The 16,192-nt window shown below is 32.2% G+C and carries 15 protein-coding genes; all 15 read right to left on the reverse strand.

The features are described from left to right. Positions 1–126: 126 nt before the first annotated feature. Positions 127–1,041, reverse strand: coding sequence for an LCP family glycopolymer transferase (locus CHH53_RS00105; RefSeq protein WP_095214085.1), 915 nt, complete (start codon positions 1,039–1,041; stop codon positions 127–129). A 32-nt stretch (positions 1,042–1,073) separates the two neighbouring features. Continuing rightward, positions 1,074–2,111, reverse strand: a complete 1,038-nt coding sequence (locus CHH53_RS00110; protein WP_095214086.1) for a GDP-mannose 4,6-dehydratase — start codon at positions 2,109–2,111, stop codon at positions 1,074–1,076. Beyond that, on the reverse strand, positions 2,086–3,462 hold the full coding sequence (locus CHH53_RS00115) for a UDP-glucose dehydrogenase family protein (RefSeq protein WP_095214087.1): 1,377 nt from the start codon (positions 3,460–3,462) through the stop codon (positions 2,086–2,088). The genes CHH53_RS00110 and CHH53_RS00115 overlap by 26 nt, the downstream gene beginning before the upstream one ends. A gap of 3 nt (positions 3,463–3,465) precedes the next feature. After that, entirely contained in the window at positions 3,466–4,749 is a 1,284-nt protein-coding gene (locus CHH53_RS00120; protein WP_095214088.1) for a lipopolysaccharide biosynthesis protein, read from the reverse strand. A gap of 46 nt (positions 4,750–4,795) precedes the next feature. After that, on the reverse strand, positions 4,796–6,115 hold the full coding sequence (locus CHH53_RS00125) for an O-antigen ligase family protein (RefSeq protein ID WP_095214089.1): 1,320 nt from the start codon (positions 6,113–6,115) through the stop codon (positions 4,796–4,798). 13 nt (positions 6,116–6,128) lie between these two features. Beyond that, the gene (locus CHH53_RS00130) at positions 6,129–7,037 is read right to left on the reverse strand and encodes a glycosyltransferase family 2 protein (RefSeq protein WP_143594443.1); all 909 of its coding nucleotides are present in this window, start codon (positions 7,035–7,037) and stop codon (positions 6,129–6,131) included. A 4-nt stretch (positions 7,038–7,041) separates the two neighbouring features. After that, entirely contained in the window at positions 7,042–8,163 is a 1,122-nt protein-coding gene (locus CHH53_RS00135; protein WP_095214091.1) for a glycosyltransferase family 1 protein, read from the reverse strand. Between the two features lie 4 nt (positions 8,164–8,167). Further along, entirely contained in the window at positions 8,168–8,902 is a 735-nt protein-coding gene (locus CHH53_RS00140) for a DUF2334 domain-containing protein (protein ID WP_095214092.1), read from the reverse strand. Between the two features lie 26 nt (positions 8,903–8,928). Next, positions 8,929–9,585: a GNAT family N-acetyltransferase gene (locus tag CHH53_RS00145; protein ID WP_095214093.1), complete on the reverse strand. Its 657-nt coding sequence runs from the start codon at positions 9,583–9,585 to the stop codon at positions 8,929–8,931. Next, positions 9,578–10,750 carry an ATP-grasp domain-containing protein gene (locus CHH53_RS00150; RefSeq protein WP_095214094.1) on the reverse strand — a complete coding sequence of 391 codons (1,173 nt, stop codon included), beginning with the start codon at positions 10,748–10,750 and terminating at the stop codon, positions 9,578–9,580. The genes CHH53_RS00145 and CHH53_RS00150 overlap by 8 nt, the downstream gene beginning before the upstream one ends. A 25-nt stretch (positions 10,751–10,775) precedes the next feature. Then, positions 10,776–11,864 (reverse strand): glycosyltransferase family 4 protein, encoded by a 1,089-nt coding sequence (locus CHH53_RS00155; protein ID WP_095214095.1) that lies wholly within the window; start codon positions 11,862–11,864, stop codon positions 10,776–10,778. Continuing rightward, positions 11,861–12,712: an NAD-dependent epimerase/dehydratase family protein gene (locus tag CHH53_RS00160; RefSeq protein WP_095214096.1), complete on the reverse strand. Its 852-nt coding sequence runs from the start codon at positions 12,710–12,712 to the stop codon at positions 11,861–11,863. Before CHH53_RS00160 ends, CHH53_RS00155 begins: the two co-directional genes overlap by 4 nt. Then, positions 12,709–13,341 (reverse strand): sugar transferase, encoded by a 633-nt coding sequence (locus CHH53_RS00165; protein WP_095214097.1) that lies wholly within the window; start codon positions 13,339–13,341, stop codon positions 12,709–12,711. Before CHH53_RS00165 ends, CHH53_RS00160 begins: the two co-directional genes overlap by 4 nt. Positions 13,342–13,350: 9 nt before the next feature. Then, the gene (locus tag CHH53_RS00170) at positions 13,351–15,174 is read right to left on the reverse strand and encodes a polysaccharide biosynthesis protein (RefSeq protein ID WP_095214098.1); all 1,824 of its coding nucleotides are present in this window, start codon (positions 15,172–15,174) and stop codon (positions 13,351–13,353) included. Between the two features lie 180 nt (positions 15,175–15,354). Beyond that, positions 15,355–16,128: a tyrosine-protein phosphatase gene (locus CHH53_RS00180; RefSeq protein ID WP_095214100.1), complete on the reverse strand. Its 774-nt coding sequence runs from the start codon at positions 16,126–16,128 to the stop codon at positions 15,355–15,357. Positions 16,129–16,192: the final 64 nt, after the last annotated feature.

The following is a 16,192-nucleotide window of genomic DNA, read 5'->3' on the forward strand; positions in this document are numbered from 1 at the left end:
AATCCCCCATTCCAGTACTGTCCTTATTGAAATGGTAGCATGAGACATAGAGGAAAATGTCTCACGCTTGTCTCATATTCAGATAAACAAAAAGGATGCCTCCATTTGAGACATCCTAATCTATTTTTATTCACCTAGCATATCGTGAACTTTATCTCTTTCCTCTTGATCAATTTCATAGTAATAAACACCATCAATTGTAGTGCCCGTCCCTTGCATTTGGTAATTCTCAGTATTCTTTCTTACATTACGGTAGTTTTGGAATAAATCTGTCATAGTACTGAAATCAATGTTTGTCTGTACGTTATTACCTAGAACATCTAGCAAGTCGTCAATCTTATTCACTGATTTGATACTAGCACCTTTATCGACTACTGCTTGAATTACTTGACGCTGACGTGCATTACGACCAAAGTCACCGTTAGGATCTTCTTTTCTCATACGAACATAAGCCATGGCTTTGTTGCCATCCATAGAAGTTTCGCCTTGTGTGAAGCTATACCCATTTTGTGTGAATTCGAGTTGACTATTAACTGTAATACCACCTACAGCATCCACTAAATCGGAAAGCCCCTCCATATTCATCTCTACAAAGTAATCAAGATCGATATCTAAGAAGTTCTCAACAGTATTGATTGACATATCCACTCCGCCCCGGGCGTAAGCATGGTTAATCTTCTCCGTTGTTCCATTTCCCACAATTTCCGCACGTGTATCTCGGGGAATACTGACAATCTTCATAGAATCATTATCGGGATCCAAAGACATTACCATTAAAGCATCCGAACGCCCAGCGTCGCCTTCACGTTCATCTACACCCAAAAGAAGAACGTTTAACTTTTCGTTGTTCTCCACTTTTTTCTGTACTTCTTTCTGATCAATAGCATTTGTTGACTTTTGAATATTACTTACTGTACTTCGAGCATTATTAATTGTAAGGAAAGCAAAAACACCGACCACTAAGATTAAAATTACTATAAGAGACAATAGAACTCTTAACCAAATACGCTTTTTTTTATTTTTACCTTTTCTAGATGGCAATGATTACACCTCATATCCCCTAACCATAGTGGCTAATTTATTTTCTCTGCTTTTTTAATATAGTAGGAAACATACCAATCTGCAAATTTTTGTAAGCCCTCTTTTAGTGATGTTTCTGGTTTAAAACCTATTGCTTTATGAAGTTTGTCAGTAGAAGCATATGTTGCAGGTACATCACCTTTTTTGAAAGGCTCAAACTCTTTAATAAATTCAATTTTTTCCCCTAAAGAATTGGATAAACATTCTTCAAGGGTTTGAATAAATTCCATTAATCTAACAGGCTGGTTATTACCTATATTATATACATTGTAAAGTTTCTCTTTGTCATAGTGATGAAGTAATCCAACGATGCCCTTCACTATATCGTCGATATAAGTAAAATCACGATACAGATCATTTTCAAAATCTCCGTTGTTGAAAATTTTTATCGGCTGTTTCTCAAAGTATTGATTAGTAAATCCAAAGTATGCCATATCAGGTCTGCCTAGTGGACCGTAAACTGTAAAGAATCTTAATCCAGTGGTTGGAATGTTGTATAGATGACTGTAAGTATGAGCCATGAGTTCATTTGATTTTTTTGTTGCTGCATAAAGAGAAACTGGGTGATCTACAAAATCAGTTTCCGCAAAAGGAACTTTCTCATTAGCTCCATAGACAGAACTTGATGACGCATATATTAAGTGTTCTACAGGATAGTGTCGACAGGCCTCCAATATATTATGGAAGCCTATCATATTGCTCTTTAAATAAGCATCTGGATTCTCAATAGAATACCGAACACCAGCTTGTGCTGCTAGGTTTATGACAATGTTTGGTCGTTGATTTTCAAATAAGTTTAAAATCCCCACCTTGTCAGCAATATCTACTTTGTATAATGAGAACTTATTATAGTTTGAGAGATCTTCGATTCGGGAGTACTTTAAGTTTATATCATAATAATCATTCAGATTATCAACACCTACAACATTGCATCCTTGTTCTAATAGGTTCTTAGAAAGATAATAGCCAACAAAACCCGCTGCTCCTGTTATAAGATAGATATCGTCATGATTCAACTGCTTGGAGTCCATGTTGATTGACCTCCCTTAATGCTAGTCTTGCAGCTGACTTACGACCCACTGAATGATATTCAACCTGTGCTTCCAGCATTTCATTAATATTATAAATGTTGCGTCCATCGTATACCAACGAAGTTTGCATTAGGCTTTTATACATATCAGGAGTAATTGCTTTGATTTCATTCCATTCAGTAAAGATAAAACATACATTTGCGTTTTGAAGAGCTTCCTCGATATTTTTTACATACTTAATGTTGCCGTTTAGGTTATTTCCTTCTGGATAGATTTTCGCGAAATTATCAGTTCCCACAGGATCAAATGCATAGATATCTGCCCCTCGTTCCAATAATAAAGGTATATTTTCAAGAGAGGCAGCTTCCCTCAAGTCGTCGGTTCCGGGTTTAAAAGTTAATCCCAGTACTGCAACCTTTAAGCCATCAAACGTAATCAATCGACGGCTTGCTTTTTTGTACAGCATTGTCTTTTGCTCTTTATTTACATCAATCGCGGCTTGTACCGTTTTCAATTCATATCCATTTTGTTTAGCAAGATAATCTAATGCTTTTGTATCCTTAGGGAAACACGATCCACCAAAACCAATGCCTGCGTTTAGAAATTTGCTACCAATACGGTTGTCAAAACTCATGCCTTTCGCTACATCCTCTACATCTGCTCCTACTAATTCACATAAATTAGCAATATCATTCATATAGGATATCTTTAGAGCTAGGAAGTCATTGGATGCATATTTAATCATTTCTGCTGATCTTCTATTTACTGAAACAATCGGTAAATTAAATGGTTCATAAATTTCATGCAGTAGATTTTCAGCCCATAAACTTTCAGTTCCAATTATTATCCTTTCTGCATGTAAAGTATCATAAACAGCCGAGCCCTGTGCCAAAAACTCAGGGTTTGAAGCAACCTCAACTCTTACATCGTTGATAAGAAAATCCCTGATAAATTGTTCTACTTTATCATTTGTTCCAACCGGTACAGTTGACTTTACAACGATTAAACAATCTCTTTCTACAGACTCAGCTATTTGTCTTGCCACTTTTGCAATGTATGAAAGGTTTGCAGAACCATCAGGTTGTTCCGGTGTACCTACTCCTATAAAAATCGCATCTGCATTTTTGTAGGCCGTTTGATAATCCGTTGTATAGTTTAATCTTCCACTCGAATTATTCTTCTTCATTAAATTTTCTAAGCCTTCTTCGTAGATTGGTGATATACCTTTTTTCATTAAATCTACTTTTTTTTGATCGATATCAACACAAGTCACAATATGTCCCATCTCTGCAAAACAGACGCCTGCAACTAAACCGACATAACCTGTCCCAGCAACAGCAATATTTTTCATGATCTATTCCCCCGATTTAATTTCATTCTTCAGTATAAATTGTGCCCTTAAATATGTAACTAAATAGATTAAAGACATAGCAATTGAATAACATCCCACAGTCTCAAACGACGTTAAATTTATATTTGCTGCAAGTGTAAATACAATGATTATTAGTATAGTTCTAATTGTGTCTAGTATAAATGCATCTTTTTGCTTCTCAAAAACTTCAAAAATTCTACTTATAGGTAAAAATATAAAACGGAAGAACACTGAGATTACTATCAATCGAGCAAACATTCCTGCATCTAACCAATTTTCACCAAATACAATTTGAAATACTGAAGGTCCTAGAAGTACGACAAGTACTGCCGGAAAGATGCCAATATAAAATAGTTTCTTCAATAATTTATTTGATAACTTTTTCAACTTTTTTGCATTACTTGATCCTAAATGGGCAGCTTCACTATAAAATACATCTCCAACTGACTTTCCTATTAGATTAAATGGTAAGTTGATCATTGTATTTGCTAGAGCATAGTAACCTGTAACACTACTTCCATAAAGAAATGTTAATAGAAATACTGGTGAATAAAGGCTAGCTACATTTAAGAATTGACTAGGTGTAGATATTAATGGGAAATTCCTGTATCTTTTTGCTCCAGCTAATATCAATTTTAAATTAACTTTTCTTCTAGGAGCATCTCTTATTGTCAAATTCTTTATTAGACTAATGATGCCTGCACTTGACTCTATAATTTTCCCAATAATTAAACCAATTTGACCTACTTTTAGTACACCCAAGATAATCTTGACTGTATTTTGCAAGAGACTTTGAGTCAATTTAGTTTGAGCTACAATACTAAATTGCCTAGTTCTATACAGCCATTGAACTAGTATATTGTAAAATCCGATTAAAAACATTCCAACCGGAATAGTCCATTTATAAGGATATAAAACCTCTATCCCTAAGAGTAAATATGTTTCTCTACTAAGAATAAAAGTTAACAAAAGAGTAAAAAATGTCATACCTAGTAAAGTAATTATGCTCAATAAAAACATATTTAAAGCTATATTATCGTTTTTTGAAATTGGAATGGTCATCTCATATCTTAAAGAGCTAAATGTAGCAATAATACCTATTATTGAAGTAAATATAGATAGAGCGCCATAATCTTCAGGAGTATATAACCTTGTAATAACTGGCGATAACAGAAAATTAATAGCTTGTGCAATTACTGTGCTGCCACTTATTAGTAGCACACTTTTTAAAAATGCATTTCTGGTAATCTTTTGCTTTATGTTCATTAGATTCTCCTACACTTATCGACTAATTAAAAAATTATCAGCCTCACTATGTTAGTTTCTTTTTGTTTAAAGTTCTTATTATAAAGTATACGAAAATCATTAACCAAAAGGACTGTTGTTGCCACAGATAGGAAGAAAACATTAAACGCGGCATAGCTACAGAAAATAGTAACAGTAATAGAAGGTACCATTCTGAATTTATTTCAATTTTATCTTGTGGAGTCAATAAAAAGAAAACTATACCTGTTATAATAATTAGAACTGGGATTGTAAGTACAATTCCTCCCTCGACCATCAGTTGAAGAACAATATTATGCGGATATATACCATATGAACTAGTATATGAGCCTATCCCATTACCTAAAAAAATATGGTTCTTAATCATTTCTAATGAATTCAAATATAGATCCTGTCTACCATTTAATAGGCCTAACAGGTGGTAATTGTTAACTAAGTTATACGTCTTCAGAATAGCAGCAATCTCAATTCCCATTAATTGGGACAAAGAATAGAGAAAATACAGTACTTTTGTGATGTTTATTAAAGCTAATACACTTAGCGATAAAAACACTCCAATAAAAGCAAATGAAAGTAGTCTCTTCTTTCCTGAGAATTTATTAGACACTTTCTTGTAAACTAATAATGATAAAAGTACCAATAAAGAGATTACTGTTCCTCTCGATGCTTGTGATAGTAATAAAAAAAGCATGTAGATATTTGTAAGGTACGATAAAAATAAAATTAAACTTATTTTTTCTCCTTTTTTCTCCCTAAAGAAGTATATAATGGCCGCACTTACAGGTACTAGTAAAGCATAAGATGAACCCATGTCTATTCGACCATAGCTATTTGTTATTAGTCCTATGTTTTCTGTCACTGCCATAGGATTAAGTAAAATTAATAACCCACTTAAAGTTAAATATTTGAGAACAGTAGAAGGGTTAAATGGTAATAAAGTTATCATAAAAGCTGTTAATCCATAACCTAAGAATTCTGTGAAATATCTTACAACAATATCATTATCATTAAATAATATCGTTAGAAGAAAGAATCCTATTATAAATAAAAGGAAAAATAGTGATTTTTTATTTATATGGATTAAATGCAGTCCAAAGATTAAAGTAACAGAGTATGAAAATATGATACATATAGCTATTAAAATAGGTATAAATCCATTACTGATTAAATTTAAAGAATCAAATATAATGGAAAGATAATTAGCACATATTATGAATGCTATAGAAATACTATTTAAAAATTTAATTCTCTTCGAAATATTTGATGTTTGATTTTTAATTGATCTTTTATAGTCATTATATGGTAAATATTCTCCGTTTCCAAACACCCTATCCCTGTCTTTAATCATATTTGCACCTTTTCTAATTTTTATTGGTTAGGTTTCGTTTACTACTTTTGTATTCCACATAATCTTTTAGTAATAAAGAAAATCCACTTAAAGGACGTTTACTCCTGAATAAACTAACTAGACATTTATTATATTTTTTTGCCTTCAAGTATCTTTTTGAGATATCTAGCTGATGAGCAAAATAGATTTGTTTTTGTTGACCTCTTTCAAAACTCTTAATAATTGGTTTCATCTTTGATATGTAATAATTTCTATATTCTACACCTTTATAAACATTTTCTGGAGAGTTTCTTCTAAGAATATACCTAACCATGCATATTTCCTTAACCACTGCTACTTTATACTTATTGAATAGTCTCACACAGAATTCTTGATCTTGATTTCGCTTAAAAGTGGCATCAAATCCATTGATTTCATCCCATGCAGACCTTCGAATAAGTAAAACACTTGAAAGAACAGAAATCTTCATTGCAAGTAAGCTAAAACATAAATCACCGGATTCAGTAGCTAATGTTTCTCTGATTCTGCCACTTGGAAAGATATTTTTGTAGGATGTATAGCAAGCACCGTATTCTTCACCTTTGCCCTTCAGTGCTTCTAATTGCAAGCGTATCTTAAACGGTAGATAAACATCATCATCATCTAATAGTGCAATATATTTACCTTTAGAACTTTTTACTCCTGTATTTCTTGCAGCTGAACCATTAATATTAACTTTATGTTTTATATACGTTACATTATATTTTTCAATTAAATCAGCTATAGTTTCTTCGGTTTTCTTTTGTTCTGAACTACCTAAACCATTATCATCCACGACTATAATTTCTATATTTGTATAATCCTGCTTTAATGCGCTCTCAAGCGCGCGCCGAATAGTTTTTGAACCATTGTAGGTTGGCACTATGATCGATACTAAATCCATATAATTATCCCTCATTTAAAACCTTAATATAAAAATCCATTAAATAACTAGATACATTCTTTATGTCATAACCATTTTCTTGAACTTTCTTAAATTGAAGATTACGATTAATTTTTTTATCACTGACATCGACTATTTGTCTAATCCATTCTACAGACGGTTGGTTCAAAGATAACTTTTTAACATTATCAGTCATTAAAGCTTCATTTGGGATATTATCTGAAACTATACAAGGCAATCCAGTAGCTTGCGCTTCAACTAAAGCTATTCCTAACCCTTCAAAGATTGATGGAAATACAAAACAGTCCATAGCTTGCATATACTCATTAACGTTGCTTACAGAACCAGTAAGTATTAAATGTTCTTCTATGCCCAAATAACGAGATGTGCTTTTTATTTCCTCTTTTAACTCTCCTGTTCCAACTAGGATCAAAATTGCATTATTATTTACCTTTAAATATTCTTTGAATAATTCAAGTAAAAATTTATGATTTTTTGGAAATGTAAAACTACCTACATGACCTATTACAAAGTTATTGTAAACGCCTATATTTGCTCTAAGATTGTTTCTTATGTTTTCATCATACTTATATGATGATAGGTCAATTGCATTCTTTAATATCTGATATCTTTTACTTTGTATTATTTTTCTGCCAAATAACCACCTTCCTGCCTCATCAGAGCAAGCAAAATAGTAATTTGCTACATATCTTAAACGAAATTGCAATATACCTTTTATTAGCCTTTCACTCATATTTCCACGCGATGCCGTACTGTGACTATGAGCGATGGTATAGATACCTCTTTTTCTAGCAATATTTAAATAAATAGAAGCTGTTGTTCTTAGATGACCATGAATAATTGAGTATTCCTTGTTAGATAAGAACTCCTTCCATTGTTTTTTATAGTTAAAATGGTTCTTTACATTATAACGAGAAATGGAATATATTTTTCCGCCTAACCCTCTTATTTCACTGGAATAATCACATTCATCCTTAGTATGAATCAAAAAATCAAACTGTATTTTCGAACGGTCAATATTGCGGTAAATATTCATTATTAGAGTTTCCGTACCGCCTCTATCTAATCTACCAAGTACATGTAAGACTCTTATAGGTCTGTCCATTAGTTTATCCCTTACCCATTCTCTTAATTTTCCTTAAAGTAAAGTATAGTTTTCTTAAAACAATATCATAGATACCCATTTTTCTTTCTAAGAAGGTAATATCATCTATAGAAATAAATTTTCTTCTGTGCTTAACAATAAAGGATTCCAAATGGTTAAAATCTGAATTAGTCATCTCATTTGGATGGTAGCAAAAAGTTACTAGTTTTAGAGGTAATAATCTAGCTTTACCTGATTGCTGAGGAATAAAGTAAAAATCATTGTATTTGTAACAATTATTAGCAATCGTATCGCTAATCATCCTAATATTACTCTCTAAAGTTAATGCCTTAAGAGTGTTATCATCAAATGTATGAGAAGGAGCAAAGAACATCCTACTAATAATGTCCTTTTCTTTAAATATCTTCATCCCTTTTGAAATCTTTATTTGTTGATCTTCTAAAGAAAGACCTGCAAATTCAGAGCGATGATTTACTGGATTTATTCCACCCGAATTAGATGCATATACATGGTTATAACCATGTAATGCTATTTCCCATCCTTTTTCTTGCCAGCCTTTCGCTTTTAACCAGAAATTATCATCTCTTACGTACTTTGTAGTAAATGTCTCATCTTCATTATTTGGAATAACACCGACTATTGGTTTTATTTCATATTTATCTAGGAGAGCTTCTATTTTATTCCATTTATGTACATCCATGTATTCTGAAGCATCATCTAATCTGATAATAAAAGTCATTTATTAATCTCCCTCTAGACCGTAGTCTAATGCCATACTTTTTCTTTACTATCGATAAAAAATATTTTTCTCTTATGAAAACCCAATATATTTAGTACTTCTACTATCCCAATTAACTGGGCATTATTCTTCATGCTCGATCTTATATATGCCGCATTACTCGCACCCGTGGTTACAAGTAACTTCTTATATTTTTTGTCATAATAATTTATCACATAGCCTAATAGTTGATGATTTAACCCTTTGCCTCTAGTAGTCGGATCTATTATTACGTAAGCACCATAAACGGTATCTTTATCTAACTTAATCTCTTTGTTAGATGACAAGGTTCTACCGCTAGTATTCTTCAGCAAAAATTCATTTTTAAAAGCCCACATTGCGCCTAAAGTGTTTTTACAATCATCTTTTATCAAGAAACATTCATAGTCTCTACTTAACCAATCCTTAATTATTGAAACGCTAATAGAATTTCTATTCATCCTCTTATAAAAATCATATATATCTTGTATATCACTTGATACAGCAACAGAATACTTATCGTTATGATTAAGAGTTTGGGTTTTTCTAATATCAAAGCTAAGAATTAATCCTAGATGCTTTTTATAAAGTGCTGATGAAATTAACCTCGGTTTCTTTATTGCTAATGTAGAATAGTATTTAAGATTAGCTAATAATTTATTCATGAGTTTTCCTTTTCAATATAGTATTTATAATCTTATATAGAAATGGTTTTAAGTCTGCTTTATTATATATCAAATATACATCTGAGTTTAGGCATTGCGATATCCACTTTAAAATTTTAACTTTCTTTCTTATATTTCTGTAGTCGGCTAATTCATTGATAAAGGTAATGTCAGATAACTTAACGTGATTATCTATTTTATATCCCTCAATCTTTTTTTTACACCATAAAGCTGGAAGATTACAGCCACTTTTGGTGAATGCATAGCCATATGCACCATTTCTAAAATTGCATTCAATAAAATACAATTCATCATTTTTTAAGACAAATTCTATATCAAAAATACCTTCAAACTTAATTTCTTCTACTAGTTTTTTTATTGCTCCAATATCTAGTTTTGAGTAGTTTGAAGTTACCTTACCATAAGTTGTACTACCTGGAGCTGTAGTTGAATCTCTAAATTTTTCTACAACACCCGCCACTATTACTTCCTTTCCTTTATTAACTGATATTCCTTGAACGCCTATTTCATAATCTTTTGCAATATACTCTTGTATTAAAATATCTTTGTAATTTTTACTTACTATATTAATATCTCTTTTTAAATTCTTACTATTGTCTTCACTAATAATAATATCTTCTTTATTTCCTCCTATACTTTTAACAGGCTTAATTATGTAAGGAAAATTTATTTGTTCTAGAGCTATATTTAGTTCACTGTTTGACATAGTCTCTAAATTAATGGTTACACTTTTAGGAACTCTAAGTCCTTTTTCAGCTGCAATATCACTCATTAACATCTTATTCATATAATGCGTAATTGCATTCTTTGTCATATTTATATTGGGGAAAATATACTGATCTTTTAATAAATCCAAGTTACTATCTAACAAACTAGTTGTATTGTCATCAGAAGGAATAATAATTGGAGTGTACTTTTCTTGTCCAAATTCTTTTTTTAAGATATGTAAAAATTCTTCGAATTTACCAACACTCCAATAATCCTTTAGATACTTACTTTTGCTCACAAAATTAGATTCACTTTGATATGAAATAAAATAAACACTACATCCTATTTCACCTAAACTCCTTATAATACCTAACCCATTATGATGATTTCCGCCTATTACAATAATTTTATTTGGAATATCGTGTGGCTTGTACATATTAAATCCCCTTATTGGATATCACTTATACTTTCCTTAACTCTTCCCAATAACTTTCGACTACTATTTTTCGATCGAATTCTCTCACAACTTTTGCTCGTCCATTTAACCCCATTTTCATTTTGTCTTCGTGTGGCAATTGAATGAATTTTTCTATGCTCCTAATTAGATCATCGCTATTATTCATTTCAACTAAGTAACCATTAATACCATTGTCAACGATTTCTTTACACCCAGATCGATTAGTAGTTATTATTGGCCTACCAGTAGCAGCACTTTCTAATAGAACATTAGACATACCTTCTGGATAATAGGATGGATGAACGGTACAATGCGTAGTACTTATAAATTTACGCACGTCATCCTGCATACCGTGATATTTTATATATCCTTCATTCTCGTATTCCATTAATTTATCTTCATAACGTTCTTCGCAGAATCCAAGTACATGAAATCTTGTTTGAGGATATTTATTTTTTATATATTTAGCAGCATCTAAATAATTGTCTATACCTTTTTCTTTCATTATTCGCGATATGTAAACGAACTCAATAATGTCTGAATTAGGATAGTCAGTCAACAAAAATTTATGAATATTAACTCCTGATCCTGGTATTACTTTTTGTTTTTGTGATAATATTTTATTATTTTCAAGAAAAAGCTTGTTTTCTTCATTTTGTATGAAGATACATTTTGCTTTTTTATATGCAATTTTATACATACTAATTAGTACTTTTTGCATTATACCTCTGTTTTCAACTGCACTTCCTAGTCCCGTTACATTTGGGAAAAATGGTATGTTAAGTAGGTTACAAACTATACCTCCATAAATATTTGGCTTAACTGTATAAGAAAGTACAGCATCCGGCTTAATTTTTTTTATCTCCCGGAAATAACTTATTATTAATTTCAAATCAGTCAAAGGATTCTTCCCTCGTCTATCAAGTGGCAGATCTATAAATTCACAACCCATTTGTTTCAAGAGCTCCACTTTTTCACCGTAGGGTAATATAAGATAAACTTTAATATTCTCACTAAGTAGTTTTTCAATTATTTCTTTTCTAAAATTATAAGTATATGCATGATGATTTGATAGTATTACTACCTTTTTCATTTATGTTCCTCCGATAATTCAATTGTTTGTTTTAAATCTATCATTTTAATTTTTTTAAACAATTCATTATCTTTTTCGTATTCATATATTAAGTTACCAAATAACTTATTGAGTGTTTTTATTTTAAAAATTTTTAATAAAACTTTCGGAACTCTTACAAGACAGGTATATTTGTTATTAGCCTTTCTAATACTAGCAACTAATTCACTTGTATTAATGTAATCATTGTTTTGCGGTAGTATAATGCCATAGATCCCACTATCTATTACCTTTTTTATCCACATAGACAAATTATCTATATATATCATGCTTCTTCTATTGTCTATTTTCGGGAAAAACAATGTATAATTTGCCAACCTTGATAATCTTGTATAATTTCCTTTACAGTTTCTTCCGTATACCATTGGAGGTCGGAGGATAGTAATTCTAAATGTGCTAGTTTCAAGCTTAGTTAATAGCTCTTCGGCTTGAAGCTTTGATATACCGTAATTTGTTTTTGGTTTCGGTATTGTTTCACGATTAATGGTTCCCTCTTCAATACCGTAAACACTCATAGAGCTTATAAAAATAAAATGTCTTACTCCATCACTTTTTGATTTAGAAGCAATAGACTGAACTAAATCCCTATTAATAGTGTAGTAATGCTTTTTATTTTCTTCTGTTTCTCTAACATGTGCTAATCCAGCAGTATGTAATATTACATCATATGGACTAAAGTCAAATATTTTCCAATTATTATTTCTTACACTTAAGAAATCTATTGAATAATTACCACCACTCTCTTTTATGTATTCATCAAATTTGGTACCTATATAACTACTCTTACCTATAATTAGTATTTTTTTCATTTTTCCACTTTCTTCATATGGACCTGTTGTTTGTTGTCTTGTTTTTCATAAGAACCTTCCACAATACCACTACCTTTAAAAATAGACGTTAAAGTTTTAATTATACAAAGACAATCAAAAGAAAAGCTCATTTTTTCTACATATTCTCCATCCAAAACCGCCTTAACTTTTATAGGCAACTCATCACGACCATTAATTTGTGCCCATCCCGTTAAACCAGGATAAATATCATTAGCACCATGTTTATCTCTTTCATTTATTAAATCCTTTTGATTCCACAATGCAGGTCTAGGACCCACTATACTCATTTCACCTTTAATAATATTAAATAATTGTGGCAGTTCATCCAGACTAGATTTCCTAAGAAATTTCCCTACACGAGTTATAAAATAATAAGGATCCTCTAACATATGGGTTGGCATATCTTTTGGAGTGTCGACACGCATAGTACGAAATTTATAAATATAAAATGTCTTCTTACCTATGCCTACACGCTTTTGTTTGAACAATACTGGTCCCTTTGAGTCAATTTTTATAATAAGAGCTATCAATAATATTATGGGCCATAACAATAATAGACTGAGTAACGCAGCGGTAAAATCTATAAATTTCTTCAAATAGACGTACATTTTCTCCTCCTAATTCACAAGGCTTTTTTCTTTTTTTATTCCTTGATCATTTGCAATGTTAAGTACGATTTCTCTTATTTGAGAGTTTTGCAAGACATCAAGATTATTAAGTAAATGATCTATTACCATAACATCATACTCTCTTGATTTTCCAACTAATATTTTAGGGAAAATCATATCATCTTGAACTTCGTCTTTATCGAGTAACTCTTCATACATCTTCTCACCGGGACGTATTCCAGAAAATTTTATACCTATTTCATTCTCATTAAATCCTGAAAGTCTAATAAGATTTTTAGCTAAATCAACAATCCGCACAGGTTCTCCCATATCCAGAACAAAGATTTCTCCTCCAGAAGCCAGTGTTCCTGCTTGTAACACTAATCTAGAAGCTTCTGGTATAGTCATAAAGTATCTAGTCATTTCTGGATGAGTCACTGTTAACGGCCCACCATCCTTAATTTGTTTCTTAAACAGAGGGATAACACTTCCACGACTTCCAAGGACGTTTCCAAAGCGAACTGCAACAAATTTTGTATTACTGTGTATATCTAAGTCTTGGATAACCATTTCTGCTATACGTTTAGTCGATCCCATTACATTTGTCGGATTTACCGCCTTGTCTGTCGAAACGAGTACAAAAGTAGTCACATTAGCTAAATCTGCAGCCTCCGCCACATTTCTTGTTCCTATTACATTGTTCTTTACTGCTTCTTTAGGATTATATTCCATCAAGGGTACGTGTTTATGTGCAGCGGCATGATAAACAACATCAGGTTGATAATCATCCATAACTTGTTGAATTCTCAATCTGTCCTGTACATCAGCAATAACTGGAATAATGTCAATGTCCTCACCAACTGTATTTCTCAGTTCCATGTCAATAGCGTATATAGAGTTCTCTCCATGCCCCAGCAATAGCAATTGTTTTGGTTTAAACTTAGTTACTTGCCGACAGATTTCAGAACCAATAGAACCTCCTGCTCCAGTGACTAGTACAACCTTATTGGTAATTTTTTCAGAGATACTTTGGATATCTAATTCCACTGGATCCCGTCCAAGCAGATCTTCAACTTGTACATCCCTAAACTGCTGAACAGACACTTTTCCTGTAATGATATCTTCTAACATCGGGACAATCTTTGTTGTTGCGCTAGTTTTACTGCATTGTTGATAGATAGTTTGCATTCTATGCTTGTTTAGTGATGGAATAGCCAAGATGATGTGCTTGATTCTATATCTTTCTACTATTTCAGGAATGTCATTTGTTGAACCAACTACTGGTGTTCCATATATATCAAGCTTATGTTTATTCAAATCATCGTCTACAAATGCAATTGGCTGTAATTCATGGTCATGATTTTTAAGCAAATGACGTACTAGCATCGTACCAGCAGCACCTGCTCCGACTATCAACGTATTTTCTTTTACAATACTTGACTTAACTAACCTGTCTCTTGACAGCCTCCAGGAAAAACGGCTACCTCCTATCAGACAGATATGTAATAACCATGTTAGAAACAAAACGCGAACATAGATATTCCCCATAAAAACAGACTGTACAATGGCTGCAGAAATAATCGAAAAACTAACGACTTTAACAATAGCAATAACTTCCCCTATACTCGCATAAGACCAAACCTTATGATACAGACGGTAAATAAAAGAAAAAATATGATGTGTTATAAGTAATGTTATCGAACTGATTAACAGCATTTTAGATGTAAAGATACCGAAATAAGGGTTTAAAAAATAATATCCAACATAAACAGAAAATAATACAATAAGTGAATCCATACCGACTAACAAAGCTAGTCTTTTAGAATAACTCAAGAGATCGTCCCCTTTTTACTTTCTTCATTTTGAATTCTCTTATCTATGGCTTCATTTACAAGTTTTTTTATGAATAAGAGTTTATGAAGAGGCGCATCCTGCTTGATATAGCGCATTGTCTTTTTAATTGATTTAGGCAAAGTATCAAATTGATTGATAGGAAACCCACCTTTAACATGTTTAACCGAAGATACCAAATAACTTTTTCTTTGTTTTTATACGTTCTGGAATTTCACCTACAATGTTTCTTCCTTCGATAAGATCAGCGGCATTTTCTATCATTTGATTGACAAATACAGGACCATATTCATTCTCTAGAAGACCATATGCTTCTCGTAAGACAAATGACCTAGTACTTATGTTGTGGGCGTCAGACGCTACAAAATGACAAAGATTACTGTCAATCAGTTTGAAACTGAGTTCCTGTATCTTCTTGCCGAACTTACCTAAAATACTTGCTGCTGTTACTTGGGATAAGGTACCTCCTTTTACAATTTCATATAAGAGATTAGGATCTTCCAAAATGGCTTTATTTCGTTCAGGATGCACAATCACTGGTTTGTATCCTTGTCGTTGTAAATCATAAAGCAATTGTTTCGTGAATTTTGGGAAAGTTGCAGTCGGAAGTTCAATTAAGATGTAGGGTGTATGTTGGTTTATTGGCAAGATTTCTCTCTCTTCTAGTCCCTCAACCAACTCGCCAAAAATTCTTGTTTCCTGTCCTGGGAGAATGGTCAATGGAATGCTTGCCGCCACTAATGCATCGTTTAGATTATGTACTTCTTTCATAATATCAGCGTAATGGTTATTAAACTGATTATTGCGGTGATGAGGAGTAGCTACAATTGTATCGATTCCTTCCGCTACTGCTGCTTTCGCCATTTCGAGGCTTTCGTTTAATGTTCTCGGCCCGTCATCAATCCCCGGCAATATGTGACAATGAATATCAATCATAGTTTTCACCCCATTTATTCACAAAAGAGCAATGTCTATGAGTTGCTGATCAACATTGCTCCCT

Origin of the sequence: Terribacillus sp. 7520-G (genome assembly GCF_002271665.1) — a bacterium.
In the GTDB taxonomy this organism is placed as follows: domain Bacteria; phylum Bacillota; class Bacilli; order Bacillales; family Amphibacillaceae; genus Terribacillus.